At 70.2% G+C, this 24,018-nt stretch carries 22 protein-coding genes; 14 read left to right on the forward strand and 8 right to left on the reverse strand.

The window, feature by feature from the left end; all coding sequences use genetic code 11:
- Positions 1-14: 14 nt before the first annotated feature.
- Positions 15-1,415 (reverse strand): dihydropyrimidinase, encoded by a 1,401-nt coding sequence (gene hydA / locus OWR29_RS10355; protein ID WP_267562394.1) that lies wholly within the window; start codon positions 1,413-1,415, stop codon positions 15-17.
- Positions 1,412-2,251 (reverse strand): nitrilase-related carbon-nitrogen hydrolase, encoded by an 840-nt coding sequence (locus tag OWR29_RS10360; protein WP_267562395.1) that lies wholly within the window; start codon positions 2,249-2,251, stop codon positions 1,412-1,414. Before OWR29_RS10360 ends, hydA begins: the two co-directional genes overlap by 4 nt.
- A gap of 176 nt (positions 2,252-2,427) precedes the next feature.
- On the opposite strand from OWR29_RS10360, the gene OWR29_RS10365 reads away from it, so the two are divergent.
- The 7 genes from OWR29_RS10365 to OWR29_RS10395 all read left to right on the forward strand — a co-directional run bounded on the left by OWR29_RS10365 (position 2,428) and on the right by OWR29_RS10395 (position 10,511).
- A complete protein-coding gene (locus tag OWR29_RS10365; protein WP_267562397.1) occupies positions 2,428-3,804 on the forward strand; it encodes an aminotransferase-like domain-containing protein in 1,377 nt (458 codons plus the stop codon).
- A gap of 196 nt (positions 3,805-4,000) precedes the next feature.
- Positions 4,001-5,299, forward strand: coding sequence for an aspartate aminotransferase family protein (locus tag OWR29_RS10370; protein ID WP_267562399.1), 1,299 nt, complete (start codon positions 4,001-4,003; stop codon positions 5,297-5,299).
- A gap of 156 nt (positions 5,300-5,455) precedes the next feature.
- Positions 5,456-6,361 (forward strand): sugar phosphate isomerase/epimerase family protein, encoded by a 906-nt coding sequence (locus OWR29_RS10375; protein ID WP_267562400.1) that lies wholly within the window; start codon positions 5,456-5,458, stop codon positions 6,359-6,361.
- Positions 6,361-8,439, forward strand: coding sequence for a PQQ-dependent sugar dehydrogenase (locus OWR29_RS10380; protein WP_267562401.1), 2,079 nt, complete (start codon positions 6,361-6,363; stop codon positions 8,437-8,439). Before OWR29_RS10375 ends, OWR29_RS10380 begins: the two co-directional genes overlap by 1 nt.
- Positions 8,440-8,669: 230 nt before the next feature.
- On the forward strand, positions 8,670-9,887 hold the full coding sequence (locus OWR29_RS10385) for an inorganic phosphate transporter (RefSeq protein WP_267562403.1): 1,218 nt from the start codon (positions 8,670-8,672) through the stop codon (positions 9,885-9,887).
- Entirely contained in the window at positions 9,888-10,184 is a 297-nt protein-coding gene (locus tag OWR29_RS10390; RefSeq protein WP_267562404.1) for a hypothetical protein, read from the forward strand.
- Positions 10,185-10,193: 9 nt separating this feature from the next.
- Entirely contained in the window at positions 10,194-10,511 is a 318-nt protein-coding gene (locus tag OWR29_RS10395; RefSeq protein ID WP_267562406.1) for a DUF3349 domain-containing protein, read from the forward strand.
- On the opposite strand, the gene OWR29_RS10400 is transcribed toward OWR29_RS10395, so the two are convergent.
- Positions 10,508-11,380 carry an oxidoreductase gene (locus OWR29_RS10400; RefSeq protein ID WP_267562407.1) on the reverse strand — a complete coding sequence of 291 codons (873 nt, stop codon included), beginning with the start codon at positions 11,378-11,380 and terminating at the stop codon, positions 10,508-10,510. The genes OWR29_RS10395 and OWR29_RS10400 overlap by 4 nt on opposite strands.
- 61 nt (positions 11,381-11,441) lie before the next feature.
- Between OWR29_RS10400 and OWR29_RS10405 the strand changes: the two genes are divergently transcribed.
- Positions 11,442-12,128 (forward strand): TetR family transcriptional regulator, encoded by a 687-nt coding sequence (locus OWR29_RS10405; RefSeq protein WP_267562408.1) that lies wholly within the window; start codon positions 11,442-11,444, stop codon positions 12,126-12,128.
- Here the strand turns inward: OWR29_RS10405 and OWR29_RS10410 are convergent.
- The gene (locus tag OWR29_RS10410) at positions 12,093-12,821 is read right to left on the reverse strand and encodes a TRP family putative cation channel (protein ID WP_267562409.1); all 729 of its coding nucleotides are present in this window, start codon (positions 12,819-12,821) and stop codon (positions 12,093-12,095) included. The two genes, OWR29_RS10405 and OWR29_RS10410, sit on opposite strands and share 36 nt — an antisense overlap.
- 57 nt (positions 12,822-12,878) lie before the next feature.
- Positions 12,879-13,973 carry a glycerophosphodiester phosphodiesterase gene (locus OWR29_RS10415; protein ID WP_267562411.1) on the reverse strand — a complete coding sequence of 365 codons (1,095 nt, stop codon included), beginning with the start codon at positions 13,971-13,973 and terminating at the stop codon, positions 12,879-12,881.
- A 190-nt stretch (positions 13,974-14,163) separates the two neighbouring features.
- Here OWR29_RS10415 and OWR29_RS10420 point away from each other — a divergent pair, with 190 nt between their 5' ends.
- Positions 14,164-14,592 (forward strand): DUF6392 family protein, encoded by a 429-nt coding sequence (locus OWR29_RS10420; protein WP_267562412.1) that lies wholly within the window; start codon positions 14,164-14,166, stop codon positions 14,590-14,592.
- Here the strand turns inward: OWR29_RS10420 and OWR29_RS10425 are convergent, their stop codons facing one another.
- Positions 14,593-15,126, reverse strand: a complete 534-nt coding sequence (locus OWR29_RS10425; RefSeq protein ID WP_267562413.1) for a GtrA family protein — start codon at positions 15,124-15,126, stop codon at positions 14,593-14,595.
- A 152-nt stretch (positions 15,127-15,278) separates the two neighbouring features.
- On the opposite strand from OWR29_RS10425, the gene OWR29_RS10430 reads away from it, so the two are divergent.
- Both OWR29_RS10430 and OWR29_RS10435 read left to right on the forward strand, forming a co-directional pair.
- The gene (locus OWR29_RS10430; protein ID WP_267562415.1) at positions 15,279-15,950 is read left to right on the forward strand and encodes a DUF2306 domain-containing protein; all 672 of its coding nucleotides are present in this window, start codon (positions 15,279-15,281) and stop codon (positions 15,948-15,950) included.
- Positions 15,951-16,000: 50 nt separating this feature from the next.
- The gene (locus OWR29_RS10435) at positions 16,001-16,645 is read left to right on the forward strand and encodes a PIN domain-containing protein (protein ID WP_267562416.1); all 645 of its coding nucleotides are present in this window, start codon (positions 16,001-16,003) and stop codon (positions 16,643-16,645) included.
- An 11-nt stretch (positions 16,646-16,656) separates the two neighbouring features.
- Here the strand turns inward: OWR29_RS10435 and OWR29_RS10440 are convergent, their stop codons facing one another.
- Entirely contained in the window at positions 16,657-19,596 is a 2,940-nt protein-coding gene (locus tag OWR29_RS10440; protein WP_267562417.1) for a glycine--tRNA ligase, read from the reverse strand.
- A 209-nt stretch (positions 19,597-19,805) separates the two neighbouring features.
- Between OWR29_RS10440 and OWR29_RS10445 the strand changes: the two genes are divergently transcribed.
- Positions 19,806-20,951, forward strand: coding sequence for an acyl-CoA dehydrogenase family protein (locus OWR29_RS10445; protein WP_267562418.1), 1,146 nt, complete (start codon positions 19,806-19,808; stop codon positions 20,949-20,951).
- Positions 20,952-21,031: 80 nt separating this feature from the next.
- Positions 21,032-21,577, forward strand: coding sequence for a DUF6082 family protein (locus tag OWR29_RS10450; protein WP_267562419.1), 546 nt, complete (start codon positions 21,032-21,034; stop codon positions 21,575-21,577).
- Here the strand turns inward: OWR29_RS10450 and OWR29_RS48025 are convergent.
- Positions 21,564-21,860 (reverse strand): DUF397 domain-containing protein, encoded by a 297-nt coding sequence (locus OWR29_RS48025; RefSeq protein WP_324291232.1) that lies wholly within the window; start codon positions 21,858-21,860, stop codon positions 21,564-21,566. The genes OWR29_RS10450 and OWR29_RS48025 overlap by 14 nt on opposite strands.
- On the opposite strand from OWR29_RS48025, the gene OWR29_RS10460 reads away from it, so the two are divergent.
- A complete protein-coding gene (locus tag OWR29_RS10460) occupies positions 21,859-24,018 on the forward strand; it encodes an FUSC family protein (RefSeq protein WP_267562615.1) in 2,160 nt (719 codons plus the stop codon). The genes OWR29_RS48025 and OWR29_RS10460 overlap by 2 nt on opposite strands.

Below are 24,018 nucleotides of genomic sequence, written 5' to 3' on the forward strand. Positions count from 1 at the left end.
CGCGGCTCCTTCGGTCAGACCAGGTAGTCGGAGAGGCCGCGCGACACGTACTTGCCGCGGCCGGCCCGGCCGGTGTACTCGCCGCCGGACGCGATGACCTCGCCGCGGGACAGCACGGTGTCGACCCGGCCGGCGATCTCCCAGCCCTCCCAGGCCGAGTAGTCCATGTTCATGTGGTGGGTCTCGACGCTGATCCGGGTGCGGCCGTCCGGGTCGTAGAGCACGATGTCGGCGTCCGAGCCGGGCGCGATGATGCCCTTGCGCGGGTACATGCCGAACATCCGGGCCGGGGTGGTCGCGATCGTCTCGACCCAGCGCGCCAGCGACAGCTTGCCGTCGACCACGCCCTGGTACAGCAGGTCGACGCGGTGCTCGACGCTGCCGATGCCGTTGGGGATCTTCGAGAAGTCGCCGATCCCCATCTCTTTCTGGTCCTTCATGCAGAAGGGACAGTGGTCGGTCGACACCACGGAGAGGTCGTTGGTGCGCAGGCCCTGCCACAGGTCGGCCCGGTGGCTCTCGTGCTTGCTGCGCAGCGGCGTCGAGCAGACCCACTTGGCGCCCTCGAAGCCGGGCGCGCCGAGCTGGTCCTCCAGCGTGAGGTAGAGGTACTGCGGGCAGGTCTCGGCGAAGACGTTGCGGCCCAGGTCGCGGGCGGCCTTCACCTGCTCCAGGGCCTTCGAAGCGCTCAGGTGCACGATGTAGAGCGGGCAGTCGGCGGCCACGCTGGCCAGCCAGATGGCCCGGCTCGTGGCCTCGGCCTCGAGCTCTTGCGGCCGGGTGATGCCGTGGTAGATCGGATCGGTCTCGCCGCGTTCGAGGGCCTGCTTGACCAGCACGTCGATGGCCGGCCCGTTCTCGGCGTGCATCATGATCATCGCGCCGTTGTCGCGCGCCTTCTGCATGGCCCGCAGGATCTGGCCGTCGTCGGAGTAGAAGACGCCCGGGTACGCCATGAACAGCTTGAAACTCGTGATGCCCTCGCTGGCGACCAGCTGGTCCATCGCCTTGAGCGAGTCGTCGTCGACCCCGCCCACGATCATGTGGAAGCCGTAGTCGATGTGGCACTGGTCGGCCGTCTTGGCGTGCCAGGCGGCCAGCCCGTCCTGCACCACCTCGCCGTAGCGCTGAATGGCGAAGTCGATGATCGTGGTGGTGCCGCCGATCGCGGCGGCCCGGGTGCCGGTGTCGAAGGTGTCGCTGGCCTCGGTGCCGCCGAACGGCATCTGCATGTGGGTGTGGGCGTCGATCGCGCCCGGGATCACGTACTTGCCGGTGGCGTCGATGACCTCGGGACCCTCGGGCGCCTGCCCGGGCGCGAAGATGGCGGCGATCTTCTCGCCGTCGACGAGCACGTCGGCCGGGTAGGGCCCGGTCGGCCCGACGACCGTGCCGCCCCTGATCAGCGTGCTCACAGCTCCACCGTCCGGGTGTAGGACTCCGGGCGGCGGTCGCGGTAGAACTGCCAGCGCTCGCGGACCGTCTTGATCAGGCCCAGGTCGAGGTCGCGGACGATCAGCTCGGGGTCGTGCGTGTCGCCCACGTCGCCCACGAACTTGCCCTCGGGGTCGGCGAAGTAGCTCTGGCCGTAGAAGTCGTTGTCACCCAGCGCCTCGGTGCCGACCCGGTTGATCGCGCCGACGAAGTACTCGTTGGCCACCGCGCTGGCCGGCTGCTCGAGCTGCCACAGATAGCTGCTCAGCCCGCGGCTGGTGGCCGACGGGTTGAAGACGATCTGCGCGCCGCCCAGGCCGAGCTCGCGCCAGCCCTCAGGGAAGTGCCGGTCGTAGCAGATGTAGACGCCGACCTTGCCGACCGCGGTGTCGAAGACCGGGTAGCCCAGGTTGCCGGGGCGGAAGTAGAACTTCTCCCAGAAGCCCTTGACCTGCGGGATGTGGTGCTTGCGGTACTTGCCGAGGTACGAGCCGTCGGCGTCGACCACGGCGGCGGTGTTGTAGAGGACGCCCTCCTGCTCCTTCTCGTACATGGGCAGGACCATCACCATGCCGAGCTCGGCCGCCAGCGCCTGGAAGCGCTCGGTGGTCGGGCCGGGGATCGATTCGGCGTACTCGTAGTACTCCGCCTCCTGCACCTGGCAGAAGTACGGGCCGTAGAACAGTTCCTGGAAGCAGATCACCTTCGCCCCCTGGGCGGCGGCGTCGCGGGCGTAGTCCTCGTGCGCCTTGATCATCGACTCTTTATCGCCCGTCCACGTTGTCTGGACGAGGGCGGCGCGAACGATGTCGCTCATGACGGCCCCTTCTTTCGTGCGGCGGCGCGGTGGAAGCGCCCGTGATCGTGTGTCTACTCCCCGTCATACCAGCTGCGCTAGGGCTTGAATGTCAGCTTCAGATGCCGTAGGACACTAATGACACACATCGAGGCGAACAATTGCCTCGTTGTAACGGACTGTTTCGGAGAGGTAATTTGCTGGCCCTGATCACGGGCGCTGTCGACGACCGCAGCGCACGGGGCATTGCCGCGGCCGTGAGCCGCCTGGTGACCGCCGGGCAGCTGCCGGCCGGCACCCGGCTGCCGACCGTCCGCGACGTCGCGCGCGAGCTCGGCGTCAGCCCCACGACGGTCAGTGAGGCCTGGCGCAGCCTCACCCGGGCGGGCGCCATCCAGACCCGGGGCCGGTCGGGCACGTACGTGTCCGCGCCCGTCCTGCCTCGTCAGCGCCTGCGCTATTCCCAGCTCGGTGGCCGGGCCGCCGCGGTGTCGCGCGACCTCTCGACCGGCGTCCCCGATCACGACCTGTTGCCCGACCTGACCGACGCGCTCAAACGGATCGGGGACGGGCGGCTGGCCACGAGTTATCTCGACGAGCCGGTGCTGCCCGCCCTGGAGGCGGTGCTGCGCGAGCGGTGGCCCTTCCCGCCCGAGCGGCTGACCGTGGTCGACGGCGCCCTGGACGCCCTCGACCGGGTGATCGGCGAGGTGGTCCGCTTCGGCGATCACGTGGTCGTCGAGAACCCGGCCTTCCCACCGCTGCTCGACCTGCTGCAGACCGTCGGCGCCACGGTGGTCGGCGTGCCGATGGACGCGGACGGGTTGCGTCCCCCGGCGCTGCGCCGGGTGCTCGCCGACTATCCCGCCGTCGCCGTCTTCCTGCAGCCCCGAGCCCACAACCCGACCGGCGTGAGCATGTCTTCGTCACGGGCGGCCGAGTTGGCGGAGGTGCTGGGCGACTTCCCCGACGTGCTGGTGATCGAGGACGACCACGCCGGCGACATCGCCACCGCCGAACCGGTCAGCCTCGGGAGTTTCTTGAGCGAGCGTACGGTCCACGTCGCCAGCTTCTCGAAGTCCCACGGACCGGATCTGCGCCTGGCAGCGGTGGGCGGGCCGGCGAGCGTGATCGGCCCGGTGGCCGACCGGCGGCTGCTCGGTCCGGGCTGGTCCAGCCGTCTGCTGCAGGGGGTGCTGCTCGACCTCCTGACCGATCCCGGCGCCACGGCGCACATTCGAAAGGCCCGTTCCCGGTACGCCACCAGGCGCGCAGCCCTGCTCGGAGCTCTGCACGAGCGGGGCGTCACCGCGACCGCCGCCGACGGCATCAACCTGTGGATGACCGTCGACGACCAGCAGATCGCCATGGTCACGCTGGCCGCCCACGGCATCGCCGTCTCACCGGGCGCGCCCTTCTGCGTGACGCCCCTCGCCGGCGACCATGTGCGGGTCACCGTGGGCTTGGTCGCCGACGGCTTCGACGACCTGGCCGACGTGCTGGCCGACGCCGCGCTGCTGGAAAGCCGCGGAAGCGGCCCCCGAGCCCGCCCACATCCGCGAGGCTGGCGATGACCCGCGCGGCCGCCACGAAGTCGGGTCTGGCTTCTGGGCGCAACCACTCACTCACGTCGCCCGGGTGGCTTTCGCGTTCTGGACGCGCCAGCGGCCAGCGAAAGCCGCGCGGGTCCCCGCGGGAGCGACGGTCTGTACCCACCACCCCGCCAGGACATCCAGATCTTGACCTTGATCTTCAACGAGGGAGACTCACATGAGCGACCTGCTGGCCCGGCACCAAGCCGTAATGCCTTCCTGGATGCCCATCTACTACGGCGATGACGCGCTCGAAATCGTGGCCGGAAAGGATCGCCGGGTCACCGGGTCTGACGGCCGCACCTATCTCGATTTCTTCGGCGGCGTCCTCACCAACATGATCGGCTACGACGTGGCCGAGATCAACGAGGCCGTGCAGCGCCAGCTCGCCACCGGCGTCGTGCACACCTCGACGCTCTATCTCATCCGGCAGCAGGTCGAGCTGGCCGAGAAGATCGCCCGGATCTCCGGCATCCCCGACGCGCGCGTCTTCTTCACCAACTCGGGCAGTGAGGCCAACGAGGCGGCGCTGCTGATGGCGGCCAACGTGCGCCGCTCCAACCAGATCCTGGCCATCAAGAACAGCTATCACGGCCGCACGTTCGCCACCATGGCGGTCACCGGGCACCGCAGCTGGTCGTCCAGTTCGCTCAGTCCGCTGCAGGTGCAGTGGCTGGCCTCGGGTGACCGGCTGCGCGGGCGGATGGCCGGGCTGGCCGACGGCGACATCCTGGACGCGGCGGTCGATGACCTGCGTGAAGTGCTGGCCACAGTTACCGCGGGGGATGTGGCGGCGCTCATCGCGGAGCCGATTCAGGGGGTCGGCGGGTTCGTGGCCGGGCCGGACGGGGTGCTCAAGGCGTATCAGAAGGTGCTGACCGAGAGCGGCATCCTGCTGATCGCCGACGAGGTGCAGACGGGCTGGGGGCGTACGGGCGAGCATTTCTGGGGTTATCAGGCCCACGGGGTGACGCCCGACCTCATCACGTTCGCCAAGGGGATCGGCAACGGTTTCGCGCTGGGCGGTGTGGTGGGCCGGGCCGAAGTGATGAACGCCGTGCCGGCCATCAGCTTCTCGACGTTCGGCGGCAACCCGCTGTCGATGGCGGCCGGGTCGGCCGTGCTCGACTACGTGCTCGACCACGACCTGCAGGGCAACGCGGCCCGGGTCGGCGCGATCCTGCTGGACGGGCTGCGGGCGCTCGATCTGTCCTGTGTGGGCGAGGTGCGTGGCAAGGGGCTGATGATCGGCATCGAGATCGTCCGGCCCGGCACCACCGAGCCCGATCCGGCGGCCACGGTGCGTGTCTTCGACGAGTGCCGGGCCGGCGGGCTGCTCGTCGGCAAGGGCGGGCTCTACGGCAACGTGCTGCGCATGGGGCCGCCCCTTACGCTGACCGAGGCCGAGGCCCGCGAGGGACTGTCCATTTTGACCGAGGCGCTGTCCCTGGTGGACTCGGAGGCCCGCATCGCCTGACCGGCCGTTACATACACAAACGCCTCAGTCACCTTGGGTGGCTGGGGCGTTTTGCATCCATGATGAAAACTTTTGATTCTTTCGATCAAAGTTCCCTTCCCTTCGGACGAAACACATCGGTAACCTCATCGAACGATGTCGTTCGAAGGAGAAGCAATGCCGCAATCCCTGAACCGTCGCCAGCTTCTGGGCGCCGCGGCCGCGGCCGGCGCCGCCGCAACTATTGCCGTCCCGGGCGCCGCGCAGGCGGGCGGCTCGCACTCGTCGCGCCGTGTCCCGCGCGACCAGATCAGCGTCCAGCTCTACACGCTGCGTAACCAGCTGAGCATCAACCTCGAGGAGTCCCTGGCCGAGCTGCGCGAGATCGGCTACACCCGGGTCGAGCACGCCGGCTTCGTCGGCCGCACCGCCGCCCAGTTCCGGGCCGCCCTCAACGCCGCCGGCCTGCGCGCCACCTCGGGCCACGTCGGCATCCCGCAGCCGTTCAACGCGTCCACGTGGGAGGCTGCCCTCGAGGACGCGAACATCGTCGGCAACAAGTTCATCGTCCACCCGTTCTTCGGGCAGGGCGCGAACGGCCCGATCCGGGACGCCGCCGTCTACCGCGCCTTCGCGGCCGACCTCAACAAGGCCGGCAAGCTGGCCAAGCGGGCCGGCATCTCGTTCGGCTACCACAACCACCACGCCGAGTTCTTCCGGCAGAACGGCACCAAGCTGACCGGCATGGACATCCTGTTCAACGAGACCGACAACCGCTACGTGCACTTCGAGGTCGACCTGTTCTGGGCCTTCCGCGGCGCGCACGACCCGGTCGACCTGATCAAGGAGAACCGCGGCCGCATCAAGCAGGTGCACGTCAAGGACCTCGACATCAACGCCAGCTTCGCCGACGCCGGCGACGGGCTGATCGACTTCGGCCGCATCTTCGAGCACGCCCGCGAGGCCGGCCTGATCGAGTACATCGTGGAGCGTGACGACGCCGGTTCGCCGCCGCGCACGCCCGCCGACGCTCTTGTCACCGCCCAGCGCGCTTACACCTACCTGGAGGGGCTTCGTTTCTGATGTTGCGTCGTCTGGCAGTTCTCAGTGTCGCGGGGGCGGCGTTGCTTGTCACCCCCTCTGTGGCCGTGGCCGGGGGAGGGTCCTCCAACCAGCCGCTGCCGCCGTCCTCCGACTTCCAGAAGGTCACCCTCAACGACTTCCCCGGCGAGCCGATCGCGCTCGCCGTCCTGCCCGACCGCCGGGTGCTGCACACCGCCCGCGGCGGCGAGGTCCGCATCCACGAGCCCGCCACCGGCCGTAACGTGCTGGCCGCGAACATCCCGGTCTACCTGCACGACGAGGAGGGTGTGCAGGGCATCGCGATCGACCCCGACTTCAAGCGCAACAACTGGGTCTACGTCTACTACTCGCCGGTGCTGAACACCCCCTCCGACGACCCGCTGACCCCGCAGGTCAACGAGGGCGACGCGCCGACCGAAGGCACCGCGGCCGACTTCGCGCCGTTCAAGGGTCACCTTCAGCTCTCCCGGTTCAAGCTCAGCGGCAGCACGCTGCGCCTGAACACCGAGCAGAAGATCCTGCAGGTCCCGGTCGACCGCGGCCAGTGCTGCCACGTCGGCGGTAAGATCGACTTCGACAGCAAGGGCAACCTGTACCTGTCGACCGGCGACGACTCCAACCCGTTCTCGTCCGACGGCTACGCGCCGATCGACGAGCGGGCCAACCGCAACCCGGTCTTCGACGCCCAGCGCTCCGCAGCCAACACCAACGATCTGCGCGGCAAGGTCCTGCGCATCAAGGTCGGCTCGAACGGCCGCTACACGATCCCCAAGGGCAACCTCTTCAAGCCGGGCACGGCCAAGACGAAGCCCGAGATCTACGCGATGGGCCTGCGCAACCCGTTCCGGTTCACCATCGACCCGGAGACCGACGTCATCTACCTCGGCGACTACTCGCCCGACGCGCAACAGCCCAACCCGGCCCGTGGCCCGGCCGGGCACGGCCGCTGGCTGGCGATCGACAAGCCGGCGAACTACGGCTGGCCGTACTGCGCCGACTCCGACAAGCCGTACGTCGACTACGACTTCGCCACCGGCACCTCGGGCGCCGCGTTCAACTGCGCGGCGCCGGTCAACGAGTCGCCCAACAACACCGGCCTGCGCAACCTGCCGCCGGTCGAGAAGGCCGAGATCGCCTACACGTACGGCGCCAGCGCGCAGTTCCCGGAGCTGGGCACCGGTGGCATCGGCCCGATGGGCGGCCCGGCGTACGACTACGACAAGCGCTCGCGCTCGGTGTTCAAGTGGCCGGCCGCGTTCGACGGCAAGCCGCTGTTCGCCGAGTGGACCCGCGACTGGGTCAAGGCGCTCACGCTCGACCGCCGCAACCAGGTGACGAAGATCGAGTCGGTGCTGCCCGAGCTCGTCTTCGACAACCCGATGGACCTCGAGTTCGGCCCGGACGGCGCGCTCTACGTCCTCGAGTACGGCGACGGCTACTTCGCCGAGAACCCCGACGCACAACTGTCGCGGTTCGACTACGTACGCGGCAACCGCACGCCGATCGCCAAGGTGGCCGCCACGCCGACCTCCGGGCAGTCGCCGCTGACGGTCTCGTTTTCGAGCGCCGGCACGGCCGACCCGGACGGCGACGCCCTGCGATACGAGTGGTACCTGGACAACGACAACCGGGTCGACTCGCGCTCGCCCAACCCGACGTTCACCTACACCAAGGACGGCAACTACCGCCCGACGCTGAAGGTCACCGACAGCACCGGCCGGTCGTCCTCGGCCGAGGTGCGGCTGCCGGTCGGCACGGCGGCCCCGGTCGTCACGTTCGTCACGCCGCAGGAGGGCCAGCCCTTCCAGTTCGGTGACACGGTGAACTTCGAGGTGACGGTGACCGACGACGCGCCGGTCGACTGCTCGCGGGTCACGGTGACCTACGTCCTCGGGCACGACCAGCACGGGCACCCGCTGTCCACGGCGTCCGGCTGCACCGGCTCGATCACCACGTTCCTCGACGCCGGCCACGCCGGGGCCGACAACCTGACCGCGGTGTTCGTGGCCTCGTACACCGACACGGGCTCTCCGGCCCAGACCGGCACGGCGACCGTCGTGCTGGAACCCAGCAACTGAGAGTTGTCTGAGCAGAAAGGGCCGGACCCGCTGGGTCCGGCCCTTTCCCGGTAGCGTTCGGCAACAGTTTGCTCGCTGGTCGCTTGCGCAGGGTCTCCTCGTCGGCCGAACCTGCAGACAGATGACCATTCGGTTAACGGCCGGTGTGTGTTTTCCCAACGGCGGCCGAAGCTTGGATTCGTTCTCCCAGGCCCCTTTCAGGTCTGACTTTTGCGGATAACGCTGACCACGTGACAGAGACAACGGTCATCCTGGTCCTGGTGGTGATCACGGCCCTCGGGTTCGACTTCACCAACGGGTTCCACGACACGGCGAACGCGATGGCCACGTCCATCGCCACAGGCGCCCTCCGGCCGAAGGTGGCCGTGGCGCTCTCCGGCATCCTGAACCTGATCGGCGCATTCCTCTCCGTCGAGGTCGCGCTGACCGTCAGCAATGCCGTCGTCCGGATCCAGAACTCCGACGGAACGCCCAAAGAGTCGCTGACCAGCGACGGTGGCACGGCACTGCTCCTGATCGTGCTGGCCGGCCTGGTCGGCAGCATCGTCTGGAACCTGCTCACCTGGCTGCTGGGCCTGCCCTCCAGCTCCTCGCACGCGCTGTTCGGCGGCCTCATCGGCGCCACCATCGCGGGCCTGGGCTGGGCCGGGGTCAACTGGAACGGCGACGGATCCAAGCTCGATGGCGTGGTCGGCAAAGTGATCCTCCCGGCGCTCATGTCGCCGGTGATCGCCGGTGTGGTGGCCGCGGTCGGCACCTGGATCATCTATCGGGTGACGGTCGGCGTGGCCGCGCGCTTCACCGACAACGGCTTCCGCTGGGGTCAGATCGGCAGCGCCTCGCTGGTCTCGCTGGCCCACGGCACCAACGACGCGCAGAAGACCATGGGTGTCATCACGCTGGCGCTGATCGCGTCGGGCGAGTGGACCGACACCAAGAACATCCCGTTCTGGGTCAAGGCGTCGTGTGCGCTGGCCATCGCGCTGGGCACCTACCTCGGCGGCTGGCGGATCATCCGTACGCTCGGCAAGGGCCTGGTCGAGATCGCGCCCCCGCAGGGCATGGCGGCCGAGTCCGCCTCGGCCGCGGTCATCCTGGCCTCCAGCCACCTCGGGTTCGCGCTGTCCACCACCCACGTGGCGACCGGCTCGATCCTCGGCTCCGGCGTCGGCAAGCCGGGCGCCCAGGTGCGCTGGCGGGTGGCCGGGCGCATGGTCCTGGCCTGGCTGATCACCCTGCCCTCGGCGGCCGTGGTCGGCGCGCTCATGTGGTTCATCGGCGACGCCATCGGCGGCCTGGCCGGCGCCCTCGTGATCTTCCTGATCCTGCTGGCGGCCGCGGGCTACATGTACTGGCACTCGCGCAAGACGCCGGTCGACCACAACAACGTCAACGACGAGTGGGACGAGACGGCCGAGCGCCGCGAGCCCGCGGGAACGGCGGCATAAGTGAGCAACCTGGGATTCGCCCTCGAAGGCGCCTGGAAGGTGCTGCTGGCCGGCCTGATCCTCGGGGCCGGACTGCCCGCGATCTTCGCCCTCGGCATCCGCTCGATGGCGTTCGGCGCCGGCGGTGACACCGAGGTCGACCACGCGGCGCCGCACCCGGCCGGCCGGGTCATCGCGTACGTGCTGTTCGCCCTGGTCGTCCTGATCGCGCTGCTCGGCATCGTGTTCATCGTGGCCAGCGGCTTCGGCAAGGCGCTGAGCTTCGAGCACATCTACCCGACGATCGTCGACAAGTAGGCAGGGGCCATGGCCGAGAACCGTTCGAACTTCATGGTCCGCGCCGTCGACTGGCTGCGCGCCGGCTACCCGACCGGCGTGCCCCGCCAGGACTACGTCGCCCTGCTCGGCGTGCTGCGCCGCAAGCTCACCGAGGAGGAGATCCGCAAGATCGCCAACGACCTCGCGGAGCAGTCGCTGGGCACCGACGACCCGATCAACGCCGAGGACATCGAGGCGATGATCAACGACAACGTCATGCAGCAGGCCACCCCCGAGGACGTGGTACGGGTCTCGGCCCGCCTCGCGGCCGGTGGCTGGCCCCTGGCCGACCCCCCGCAGGACTAGACCGGCTGGGGGAGCGGGAACCGGACACCGGTCAGCTCCTCCGACACATTCCACAAAAGGCGGCCCGTCCCGGCATCGGTAGCGACCGGGGCGGGCCGCACCACGTCCGGCGCGCCGCGCATCTCGCCGAGCCCGCCGGGCCCGATGAACTGGCCACCCTGCACCTGCGGCGCGGTGGCCGCGTGCACGATCGGGCGCGCGCCCCGCTCGGCGCTCACGGCGATCAGCGGATTGCCGATCCTGGTCAGCAGGGTGCGGTAGAGGCCGGGCTGCACGCCGGCCTGCAGACCCGTCACGGCGTAACCCGGGTGGGCGAGCACGCTGCGGATCGGCGAACCGGCCGCGGTCAGGCGGCGGTGCAGCTCGAGGCCGAAGACGGCGTTGGCCAGCTTGGAGTTGTCGTAGGCGGCAGTCGCCCGGTAGCGGCGCTCGCCCTGCAGATCGTCGAAGTCGAGCCGGCCCTTCTTGTGCAGCTCCGAACTGACCGTGACGACCCGGGGATCGGCGCCGGCGGCCAGCCGGTCGAGCAGCAGGCCGGTCAACGCGAAGTGAGCCAGGTGGTTCACGGCGAGTTGCAGCTCGTAGCCTTGCTTGCTGAGCGTGCGGGGTGGCGCCATCACGCCCGCGTTGTTGATCAGCACGTCGACCTTCTCGATGCCGTCGGCGAAGGCGCGCACGTCGTCGAGGTCGGACAGATCGACGCGGCGGACCTCGGTGGTGCCGCCGGTCAGCGCGGCCTGCGCCGCGCGGCCCTTCCGTTCGTCCCGTACGGCGAGGATGACGTGCTCGCCGCGGTCGGTGAGCGCTCGGGCGGTGGCGAAGCCGAGTCCGTTGTTCGCCCCCGTGACAACAAAGGTGCGGTTCGTCATGCGGCTCATCGTGCCTCCGATGGCACACTGTGTCAACGGCGTCATGGCGTACCATCGCGCCATGGTTCCGGATCGGTCGCCGTCGCCGTCGCCTTCGCTGCGTTCGCCGGCTCCGCGGTCTTCGCCGGCCTCGCCGCCTTCGCTGGCCGCGCGCAAGCGGCAGATGGTCAGCGAGGAGCTGCGCGAGACGGCGCTGCAACTGCTGGCCGCGCGGGGCTACGACGAGACGACGGTCGACGACATCGTGGCCGCCGCCGGCATGTCCCGACGCACGTTCCACCGGTACTACGCGTCCAAAGAGGACGTGGTGATCCAGCTGCTGGCCGACCTGGGCGCCGAGATGCGGGCCGAGCTTGGCGGCCGGCCCGAGAGCGAGCCGCCGGCCGAGTCGCTGCGGCGCGCGGTCACGGTGGCGATCAACTTCTGTGCCGGGCACCACGACGCGGCCAAGACGCTCGCGGTGGTCCGGCTGATCCTGCGCACGCCGGTGCTGCACGCCCGCTCGCTGGAACGGCAGGCCGGGTGGCAGGCCGACCTGGCCGCCGTGCTGGCCGCCCGGCTGAACCTGCCGGTCGACGCCCTCTATCCCGAGGTGGCGGCGCGGCTGGCCTTCGTGGCTCTCAACACCGCGCTGGAACGGTGGGCCCTCACTGACGGTGAGGCCGACCCGTTGGAGCTCACCGACCGTGCCTTCGAGATGCTGGCGCCCGCGTTAGCCGGCCAGGGCCTCGGCGAGGTGGGCGGCTAGGGCCGGGTGGTCGGTGAGGGCTGTGACGCGTACGAGGGGGGAAGCGGCAATCGCGACCAGGCGCTCGTCGCCGCAGCCGGCCGGATCGGACGCCGCGGCCGCGATCTTGTCGGCGGTGCGGCCGGTGCCTGATACGACCAGCACGGGACGGCCCGCAGCCAGGCTCTCCTCGGCGTCGGTCACGCTGACGTCGCCGCCGTTGATCAGGAGGGTCACGCTCGGCGCGGAACCAGCCAGGCCGGACGCGACCGCGGCGATGTAGGGGACGTCCTCGCCCCACTCGCGGCCGGGTTCGACCAGCACGAAATGGGTGTGGTGGGGGTCGAGCGGGGCCGAGTCGGCGATGGGCTCGCCGGGGTGGCCGGGGAAGCTGACCGTGCCCAGCGCGGCCACGCCGACCAGCGGATGCCCGTTCAGGGCACGCCCCATCAAGCGCATCACGCCGCTGTCGGTGCCGCCGTCGACGGCTATCGCGTGATGACGGCGGACGGCCGGCGCGATCACGTCGGCGAACAGCGGGGCCAGGCTCTCGGCGATCTCATCGGTCAGGGCGTTCGCGCCGCCGACCAGCACCAGGACGGGGCTCGGCACGGGCAGATCGAGCGAGGCGACGGCGGCGGGCACGGCCTCGATCCGGGAGACGTACGCCGCGACGGCGGTGCCCCCGCCGGGCAGCCTCACCAGGGTGGACATGAACGTGAACCCTACTGGACGGCGGCCGCGCCCCGGGGGACACGGCCGCCTGCAGGATCAGTCGGCCAGGCTGCGGGCGAGCACGCCGATGTCGGGCTGGTCGGTGAACAGACCGTCGATGCCGGTCTTGAGGAACGTGATCTGCTCGTCGATGGCCCGGCCGTACGCGTTCGGGTCGGTGCCGGTGCGGTAGTCGGCCGGCAGGAACTGGTTCTCGGCCCGGAACGTGTACGGGATGACCTTGAGCCCGGCCGCGTGGGCGTCGCGCACCAGCGTGCTCGGCGTGCCCAGGGTGGCGTCGGCGTTGCGCGGGATGACCTGGTTCTTGTCCGGGCCGATGCCGTCCACGTAGGACGACAGCTCCTTCAGCCCGGCCGGGGTCAGGTACTGCGCGTACGTCCTGGTGTCGTTGAACGGCCCGCCGGTCGCCCCGGTCAGGAAGACCAGGTTGACCTGCACCCGGTACTGCTGGTTCAGCACCTTCAGGTTGGCCGCCTCGAACGACTGGATCCACACCTTGGCGCCACGCTTGTCGAGCCGGTACTTGCGCAGGGTGTTCACGAGCGGGGTCTCCAGGTCGAGGCCCAGCCGCCGGAAGTAGGTGGGGTGCTTGGTCTCGGGGATGACGCCGATGTCGCGGCCCAGCTCCTTCGACAGGCGCGCCCGCAGCTCGAGCACCTCGGCGAACGTCGGCACCCGGAACAGGCCGTCGAAGATCGTGTTCTCCTGGCGTACGGCGGGCAGGCGCTCGATCGCGCGGAGCGTCCGCAGCTCGGCCAGGGTGAAGTCCTCGGTGAACCAGCCGGTCACACTGACCCCGTCGAGCAGCACCGTCTTCTTGCGGGCGGCGAACTCGGGCTTGGTCGCGACGTCGGTGGTGCCGCCGATCTCGGGCTCGTGCCGGCACACCAGCACGTGGTCCTTGGTCGACACGAGGTCGGGCTCGATGTAGTCGGCGCCCATGCGGGCGGCCAGCTCGTACGAGGCGAGAGTGTGCTCCGGCCGGTAGCCGGAGGCACCGCGGTGCCCGAAGATCTCGGGCTCTTTGTGCTTGGACCCGTGCGCGAGCGCGGGGGCGGCAACCGTTCCGGCGAGCGCCGGAGCGGCCGCGGCGACGGCCCCCATGCGCAGCACCTGACGTCGGTCGGCCACGTCATCCTCCACGGGATTCGCCGCGGCGTCCGTCGCCGGGGTCCCCGCACGAGTCGAAGGGACAAAGCCGACGCCGAGGCATCCTTGGCGTGGCGATCACGGAAACGGATCGGGAAGGCTGCACGGGTTCACGCGCAGTTAACTCGACCTGCTTACAGTGACCCGCGAATCCCTGACCAGGAGTGACGCCATGCAGCCGAACGTCGTCCCGCGAAGCGACCTGACCCAGCTGCTCGGACAGAACCTGCTCGAAGGGCAGGCCCTGGCCGTCAGCCATGAATACGGGCTGATGGCCACGCAGGGCGCCCGGACCTACGAGTCACGTGAACACGGCGTGTCGGTCGCCGTCGACGAGTACGACCGGGTCACCTGGGTCGTGCTGCACTTCGACGACTCCACCGGCTTCCAGCCGTTCCGCGGCGCCATCCCCGGCCGCGGCGGCACGATCGGCCGGCGCAGCAGCCTGTGGGCTTCGCTGGGCCGCCCCACCCAGAGCACCGATCCCGCCCGAACCCAGCACGGCGGCGCGGCGGACGAGTGGGCCTTCCCCTGGTTCGTCATGCACGCCCAGTACGCACCCGACGGCGAGCACCTGCTGCGGCTGGTGCTGGCCCGCTAGCTACCGCTTGGTGCGGGCGCGGTCCCGGCCGTGCAGCAGCTTTCCGCTGCGCGGCCCCGGCGTCGTGCGCGTCCGGCGGGCCCGCGGCTGAGCCTGCGGGAAGACGAACCGCTTGAAAGCCCACAGCCGGAACACCATGGCGACCAGCGTGCCCAGCACGATGCCGCTGACGAAGTCGGCGATCTCCTGCACCGGCCGGCTGACATCCGGCACGCGCAGGTCGAGCAAGTAGCGGGAGGCGCCGAGCGGAATCAGGTTGAGCACGATGGCGATCGCGCTGACGGCGAAGAACATGGCCGCCTCGTGGTGCCTTTCCCGCCCGCCGCGGTGCCGGAACGACCACTCCCGGTTCAGCACATAGCTCAGAATCGTGGCCAGAGTGGTGGCGATGGCGAGCGCGGTGACCGGCTTCTCGTGCAGAACGGTCAGCTTCAGCGCGTAGTTGATGACCGTCGTCACCAGGAAGCAGACGCCGCCCACGAGGAGAAACTTCGCCGCTTCGTGGTGCCTGCCCCACATCCGCCTCAACCACATTCCGGCGAGCCTAGATCAGCCCTTCAACTCCCGCCGCCCCGCCTCTTCCGCCGCCCCGCACTTAAGTACGGCCCGGCCGTACGACTTCGGACCCGGTCCGTTCGAGCCCCCGGACCGATGGCCCGGTCCTTCCGATCCCCGACGATCGATCCATGTCGAAGCTCGTTCCCCCCGGCCTGATCGCCCTGGCGCTGGTCCCGTCCATCGCCGGCGCCGCCCGCCTGGGCGCCCTGGCCTCCGGCGCACCCGCGCCGGCCCGCTTCACCGAGATGCCCGCCCCCGCGGTCGTGCACATCATCGGCGCGCTGATCTACAGCCTGCTCGGCGTCTTCCAGTTCGAGGCCGGCTTCCGCCGCAACCACCGCACCTGGCACCGCCGAGCCGGCCGCCTCCTGGTCGTAGCCGGCCTGGCGGTGGCCTTGAGCGGCGCCTGGATGACCCTCTTCTCCGACCTGCCGGCCAACGACCACACCGTGGTGAACGTCGCCCGCCTATTTGTCTCAGCCACGATGACGTATGGCCTGATCGTCGCCGTCGTGGCCATCCGCCGCCGCGACGTGCGCCGCCACCGCGCCTGGATGATCCGCTCGTACGCCCTCGCCCTGGGCGCCGGCACGCAGGCCTTCACCCTGGCTCCGTACACCATTTTCGCCGGCGGCGACCCCGCCCCCGCCCCCAGAGCCGCCCTGATGATCCTGGCCTGGCTCATCAACCTGGCCTTCGCTGAATGGATCATCCGCCGCCCCCACCGAGCCGCCGCGCCCACACCGGCCCGCACACCCCAGCCCCCTCAGCGAGGCGACCGGGGCCGGATCGGTGGCTGATCGCCTGCAACGCCCCCGCACGGGCCGCGAACAGCTCCGGCCTGGCAAAGATGCGCAAGTCCTTGCTGCACCTTCTCGAGCTGGACGATTGTCTCCACGAGCAGGCCATCCCGGCTCCCCCTGGCCCGGACGGCGATCGTGAACCCCGAGGGGAGGGGCGCGAAGCCGCCGTGCGACTCCGCCGCAATCATCGGCTCGAGTTGCACCCGCTGGGTGGTCTCGCGACCGTCATCGAGCCCGGCCGGCATCGACGTGGCCGACGCTGGTTCGAAGGAGCAGGGACCAGCGATGAGCGCCGTAAAGGGCAACACAGAATGCGCGGCATCCCACCGCCGCCGCCGAACTACGCGAAGCCGGCGCCCATCCCGCCCAGCCGATCGCCACCTGGTCGGAGCCCGCAGACCTGCCCGCCGTTCAGGTCGACCTTGATGCGCTCGATCGCGCCCTCGGTGCCGACGACGGCGCTACCGGCACGGCATCAAGGCCGTGAGCAGGTGCTCGAACGGCCCATCATCGACGCCGGCCCCGCCCTGAACTTCCTTTCCATCAACAAGGAACGCCTGCTCATCAGCGTCCTGGGCAAGCTCGGCGCCCCCGCATCAGGACTCCCGCTTCCACCCGGCCCCGGCAGCGTGGAGGAAGCTGACCCCGACGTGGATCGAGGTGCTTCCGGACGATCCGACGCGTCGTGCTGAGCAGTGCGGGTTCAGAGGCGGAGTTCGGGCCAGTCGAGGAGGCCTTCGCCCAGGTCGCGGACGGTGGCTAGCAGGCCGAGGCGGGCGGCGCGCAAGTCCGGCTCCTCGGCCATCACGAAGACCTCGTCGAAGAAGCGGGACAAAGGCTCGACCAGGGGCTCGACGGCGGCGGTGAAGGCGGCCAGGTCGGCGCCGTAGGTGGGCTTCACGCCGGCGACCGCCTCGTGCAGGGCCAGTTCGGCCGGCTCGACCAGCGCCGCCGGGTCGTAGCCGGCGGGGGTGCCGGGCGGGAGGATGCGACGGGCCCGTTGGATGGCGGCGGCCACCGCTACGAAGTCGGGGTTGCCGACCAGGGTGTCGAGCTGGGTCAGCAGCGTGTCGACCACCGAGGGGCGCGCGTAGTGGGGGAGGGCGGCCCGCACGCGGTCGACCGGCTTGCCTTCCTCGGTGAGGGCCTGCTCCAGGCGGCGGGCCAGGAACTCGGCGGCGCTGTCGATGACCGTGGGCGGGACCGGTACGGGCTGCTGGGCGGCGGCCGTGCGCAGGGCGTCGACCAGTGAGAGGCCCGACAGGGCGGGGTGGGCGCGGTGCACCGCCAACAGGCCCAGCACGGCCCGGCGTACGGCGAAGGGGTCGCTGCTTCCCGTGGGCAGGCCGACCGTTGCCGCGAGGCCGGCCACCAGGTCGAGGCGGTCGGCCAGCGAAAGCAGCGCGCCGGGGATGGAGGCGGGCAGGTCGTCGCCGGTGTTGCGGGGCAGCTCGGCCTCGTAGACGGCTTGGGCCACGTCGTGCGGCTCGCCCGCGTGCAGGGCGTAGTCGCGGGCCATCAGGCCGGCCAGGCTGGTCATCTCGGTGACCAGTTGGGAGCCCAGGTCGAACTTGACCAGGCGGGCGGCCCGGCCCAGCGTGGCCGACGACAGGCCGAGCTGCACGGCCAGTGACGTGGCCAGGGCGGCGATCCGGGCCGAGCGGTCGGCCATCGAGCCCAGCTTGTCGGTGAACGTGAGGCGCTGCAGGCGTTCGCGCATCTCGGGCAGCGGCGTGTTGCGGTCGGCGCGGTAGAAGAAGGCCGCGTCCTCGTACCGGGCCCTCAGCACGGCCTCGTTGCCGGTGCGCACGAGTTCGACGTCGACCGGGCCGTTGGCCACCGTGACGAACATCGGCAGCAGTGAGCCGTCGGCCGACCGCACCGGCAGGTAGCGCTGGTGTTTACGCATCACGGTGGTCAGCACCGCGTCCGGCAGCGACAGGTAGCTCTCGTCGAACGTGCCCAGCAGCGGGGTGGGCGCCTCGACCAGGTACGTGATCTGCTCGATCAGCGCGGCCTCGCCCGCCACGTCGATGCGGCCCTCCGGGTACACCTCGTCCTGGGCGCCGGTGACGATCAGGTCGTGGCGGTCCTCGGGGTCGGCCACGATGCCGCTGAGGGCCAGCGTCTCCATGAACGTCTCGGCCGAACCGATATCGGTTGTCGGCTCTGAAGCCGTACGCAGCAATCGGGTTTGACGACCGGCGGCCAGAGTGCCGACCGCGACCGGGACCACGTCGTCGCCCCACAGCGCGGTCAGCCAGCGGATCGGGCGGCTGAACGAGAGCTGAGGGTCGTTCCAGCGCATGTTCTTGGCGCCGCGCAGACCGGTCACGACCTTCGCCAGGACGGGCGCGAGGACCTCGGCCGCCGCGCCACCCGCCTCGTGTTTGCGAGCGACATGGTGCTCGGCATCCCCGTAGGGAGCGACGAGAAGTTGATCAACGGTGAGGCCCTGGCCGCGCGCGAACCCCTCGACCGCTTTCGCGGGTGCACCGACTTTCGGGCCACGGACCTGGCGTACGTGGTCCGGCTCGCCCGCCGCGACCGAGGGGACCAGCGCGACCAGCCGCCGGGGTGTCGCGAACACCCGCACCTCGTCGTGCTCGAGCCGGGTGCCGGCCAGGCCCTCGGTCAGCGCGCGCTGCACGTAGTCGCGGGCGGTCCGGGCCTCGGACGGCGGCAACTCCTCGGTGCCGATCTCGAAGACGAGCGTACGAGGATTGGTCTTCGCAGCCGGGGCGGCCGGCGCGACCGCCGGCGTCAACGGCGGGACCAGGCCCAGCGGATGACCCTGCTCGTCGCGGCGGGCCACCCAGAGCCGGGCCACGTCGCCGGCCAGCCGCCGCATGCGGGCGAACTCGGCGGCCCGGTCGGCGGTCGAGACGGCGCCGCGCGAATCGAGCACGTTGAAGGCTTGCGAACACTTCAGCACGTACGTGTGAGCGGGCACGGGCAGCCCGGCGTCGATCAGCCGCTGCGCCTCGGCCGCGTAGATCTCGAGCAGCTGCCGGTTGGCCGCCACATCGGCGTCGTCCAGGTAGTAGCGCGACATCTCGTACTCGCTCTGCCCGAACACCTCGCCGTACGAGACTCCATCGCCGTACTCGATGTCTTTGAAGTGGGTCTTGTCCTGCAGAGCCATGATGATGCGCTCGATGCCGTACGTGATCTCGACCGACACCGGCTCGAGGTTGAGCCCGCCGGCCTGCTGGAAGTACGTGAACTGGGTGATCTCGAGCCCGTCGAGCCAGACCTCCCAGCCCAGGCCCCACGCGCCGAGCGCCGGCGAGGCCCAGTTGTCCTCGACGAACCGCACGTCGTGGGCCTTGACGTCGATGCCGATGGCCTCGAGCGAGCCCAGGTAGAGCTCCTGCGGGTTGCCCGGGTCGGGCTTGAGGATCACCTGCAGCTGGGTGTGGGTCTGCAGCCGGTTCGGGTTCTCGCCGTACCGCGAATCGTCCGGGCGCACCGAGGGCTCGACGTAGACGACGCGCCACGGCTCGGGGCCGAGCACCCGCAGGAAAGTCGCCGGGTTCAGCGTGCCCGCACCGACCTCGGTGTTCATCGGCTGGACGGTCAGGCATCCCTGAGCCGTCCAGTACGCGGTCAACCGGGCCAGCGCGTCCTGCATGGTGAGCATGGGTTGGAAGTCTAGGCCCCCTCTGGCAAATCACGTGGGAGCGAGGCGAGGTCCAGGTGGTGGCTGGCGTCGGCCGCGGAAAGGCCTCATACCGGTGTTGTATGTGGCCTTTCCGCGGACGCCGTCAGGCGCCGCCTGGGCCACGCCGCAGCCCCGCGTGATTTGCCAGAGGGGGCCTAAGGCGGGCTCCTCGCGGGTAGGTACGCAATATGCTCGCCGGAGATCTTTACGCCTTTCAGGACCTGCTTTCGAGCGACGAGGCCGCCGTGGTGGAGCGGGTGCGCGCCTTCCTCGACGACGAGGTCGTGCCCATCGCCAACGACTGCTGGCAGCGCGCCGAGTTCCCGACCCAGCTGATCAAGAAGTACGCCGACCTCGGGATCGCCGGTCGCGAGGGCTCGTCGTCGCTGCTCAACGGCTGGCTCGCGCTCGAGATGGCCCGGGCCGACGCGTCGATGGCCACCTTTTACGGCGTGCACGCCGGGCTGGCCATGGGCAGCATCACCATGTGCGGCTCGCCCGAGCAGCGGGAGCGCTGGCTGCCCGCGATGGCCACGTTCGATCAGGTGGGAGCGTTCGCCCTGACCGAGCCGACCGGTGGCTCCGATGTGGCGGCCGGCCTGCGCACGACGGCCCGCCGCGAGGGCGACGAGTGGGTGCTCGACGGCGAGAAGCGCTGGATCGGCAACGCGACGTTCGCCGACCTTGTTGTCGTGTGGGCCCGCGACGAGGCCGACAACCAGGTCAAAGGCTTTGTCGTACGCGGTGACGCCCCCGGTTATGAGGCCAGCAAGATCGAGAACAAGATCGCCCTGCGTACCGTGCAGAACGCCGACATCCGCCTGACCGGGGTGCGCGTGCCCGAGGCGGACCGGCTGCAGAACGCGAACAGCTTCAAGGACACGGCGAAGGTGCTGCGGCAGACCCGCAGCGGCGTGGCCTGGGAAGCGGTGGGCGTGATGCTCGCGGCGTACGAGATCGCTCTGAACTACTCCAAGGAGCGCGAGCAGTTCGGCCGCCCGATCGCCAAGTTCCAGCTGGTGCAGGACCTGCTGGTCCGCATGCTGGGCAACGTGACCGGCGCGCTCGGCATGTGCGTGCGGCTGGCCCAGCTGCAGGACGCGGGCCAGTACCGCGACGAGCACTCCGCGCTGGCCAAGGCCTACTGCACGACCCGCATGCGCGAGGTGGTCGGCTGGGCCCGCGAACTGCTGGCCGGCAACGGCATCGTCCTCGACTACAACATCGGCCGCTTCGTCGCCGACGCCGAGGCCCTGTATTCGTACGAGGGCACCCGCGAAATCAACACCCTGATCGTGGGCCGCGCCATCACCGGAGAGAGCGCCTTCGTCTAGAGGAAAGTACTCAGGGGAATCGCTCCCTTGCATTGAGTAGTCACTCTGCAGAAGGGGGTTGTCGTCTTCTAGGGGTCCTTATGGCGATTCGTCGAACGGCGTCGGGTCGGCCGCCCGGCTTCGGAGCTTCGCTGATCTTCCAGCAGCGACAGGTCCGCCAGGAGTTCGCCGACATCGACCGCCAACAGCACATCGAATTGCTGCGGCTCGCCATCGACAACCCGGAACTGATTGAAGTTCTCAGCCCGGCCACGGCGGCGGGCAAGCATGCCCGGCACGAATTGTATGCGAACCTGATGATGATGTATTGGCTCGCCATCTGGGAGTTGGGCGAGATCGACGATGAAGAACTTCGTGCGATGGCAGCGGAAATGTTCACCGGTGATGTGGCGCGACTCTGGTGGGGCCGGGTGGGCGATAAGTGGATCGGAACCCGCGCGAAGGCTGAGCGGCGGCGTTTCGTTGCCATCATCGCGACTGAGCATGCACGAGCCGAATCAAGTTCGCAGGCCGCCCGCTTGCGTCTGCAAGGCCGGCCCGCTCGGTGGATAGTTGCCGGTCTGATCCTCGGCGGCGCTGCGGCGGCGATGGCACACCGTTTCGCAAGTCGCGCTACGGCCGGGTGAACCGATCGGATCGGACCTCTTTCAAGAATTGTTCCCAGGCCGCAGCCGAATAGGACAGGACTGCTCCGCCTGGGTTCTTGGAGTCACGCATCATGACCGTCTTTCCTTGATCTGCGAAAGCGATCTCCACACAAGCGCTGTTGGCCACCGAATAAGAGCTTTTCCGCCACATGAGTGCGAGGTTACCGCCGCTACTCAGGGGTCGCTGTCGCTCGAACGGGGGAGCGAGACTCGCCTCACGTCGCTGGCCACCGCCGACGGACGGTGGAAAGGTGCTGACCATGTGGGGGTGGGTGCGCCGGCGGGACCCGCGGCTGCTTGTCGTTCGGCGGGCGGTTCGGGTCACTCTGGTCGCCTGCCTGGGGTTCTATCTGTGCCGGTATGTGATCGGCAGCGCGAACGCGGCGCCGTATGCGTTGTTCGGGGCGGTGGCGCTCGGGGCGCTGTCGCAGATTCCGGGGTCGCCCAAGCAGCGGGCGCGGACGCTCGTCGCCGTGTTGCCGGTGGGGTGGGCGCTGATCTCGCTCGGCACGCTGCTGTCGGTGAGCGACTGGGCGGCCGCGGCCGGCATGTTCGTGCTCGGTTTCGCCGTCAGCTTCGTGGGGGTGGGCGGGCCCCGGTTGGTGGGGCTGGCCGCCGGGATGCAGCTGCTCTACATCCTTCCTTGTTTCCCGCCGTACGATCCGGGTTCGCTGCCCGAGCGGTTGGCGGGCATCACGCTCGCCGTGCTCCTGCTCGCCCTCGCCGAGCTCTCCGTGTGGCCCGACCCGGCGCCCACGCCGTACCGGCACCGGCTGGCCGACGCGGTCTCCGCCCTCGCCGCCTGCCTCGAAGCGCTGGCCGACGACTGGTCGGGCGACAAGACCGGCCGGGACCGGCTGGCCGCGCTGGTGCCCGAGGCGACCGAGGCGGCCGACGCCCTGCGGCCCTCGCACCTGCCGCCGATCGACCGGCCCGCCTCGGCCGGCCGCCACGACCGCGCCCTCTCGTCGGCCGCCGGCACCGCCCGGCTGCTGCTGGGCCGCGTGGTCGACCTGTACTTCTCGGCCGACCGCGAGGCGATCACCCGGTCGGCCGCCATCGATCTGCTCCGCACCACGGCCGGCTGTGTCGACGCCACCGGCGCCTGGCTGCGCGGGGACGGGCCGCTGCCCGACACCAACCTGGTCGCGGCGGCGATCACCGACTTCCGCGCGGCCCGCATGAACACCGACCCCAACGGGCTGCCGCCGGAGAGGCTGCGGCTGGGCGCGCTGGCGTTGTCGTTGGGGGAGTGGACGAAGACGCTGGTCGTGGCGGTGCGTATCGCGGCCGGGGAGCCACCCAAGCATCCGGATCCGACGCCGGTGACGGCCCGACCGGGGCAGTTCTGGTACGCGTACCGCCGCACCCCGGCTCTTTACTGGCACCGCCTGCGCGAAAACCTGACGCCGCGGTCCGTCGCCTTCCAGGGCGCTCTGCGGCTGGCCGCCGCGCTGGCCGTGGCCCGGCTGATCGCCGGCGCGCTCGACCTGTCGCACGGCTTCTGGGTGCTGCTGACGATCCTCACCGTGCTGCGCACCTCGGCCGCCGAGACCCGTTCGACGCTGCGGCCGGCGCTGGTCGGCACGGTCGCCGGCTCGGTCGTGGCCGCCCTGCTCCTGCTGCTCGGGGCCGACCCGCTCGTGTTCGCGATCGCCCTGCCGGTCGTGATGATCGCCGGGTTCGCGGCCGGCCCGCTGCTCGGGCTGGGCTGGTCGCAGGCGCTGTTCACGCTGGTCATCACCCTGATCTTCGCTCAGGTCACGCCGGTCGACTGGCGGCTGGCCGAGCAGCGGGTGGCCGACGTGCTGCTCGGCGCCGTCGTAGGCGTGCTGGTCGGCCTGTTCGCGTGGCCTCGCGGCGGCGCGGGCGAGCTTCACCGCGCCACCGGCACGTTCCTGGCCTCGGCGGCCGAGGTGGTGCGCGAGACCATCGCCGTCATGGCCAACGGCGCCACGCCGGGCAACGCGCTGGCCAAGGCGCGCTTCGCCGGTCAGCTGGCCGAGGCGTCGTTCGCCCTCTACCAGAGCGAACGGCACCCGGCGGCCATGCTCGACTGGCAGGCCACGCTGGTCGCGGGCCACCACGCCGTACGCGGGGCGGAGGCGCTGGTGCGTTCGTGCCCCGCCGGTGGTCTGCTGCCGTGCGTCAACCAGCTCACCGCCCTGGCCGACGACGTGGCCACCTGCTACGACCGGTCGGCCGAGCGGCTGCTGCGCAACGAGACCCCGGCCCACCCGCCGGACCGCCCGCCGCCCCCGCGGTGGCCCGACGACCTGGGCCAGGATCTGTACGTGGTGGCCGACCTGCGCGCCTGGCTGGACGGCCTGCGCGAGGACCTGGCCAACATCACCGGCCGTCCCGAACCGGGCGACGAGCTGCGCACCCGCGTCGCCCGGGTGGCCGACGGCGCGACCTGA

It is taken from the genome of Paractinoplanes pyxinae (genome assembly GCF_026626335.1).
Taxonomy (GTDB): domain Bacteria; phylum Actinomycetota; class Actinomycetes; order Mycobacteriales; family Micromonosporaceae; genus Actinoplanes; species Actinoplanes pyxinae.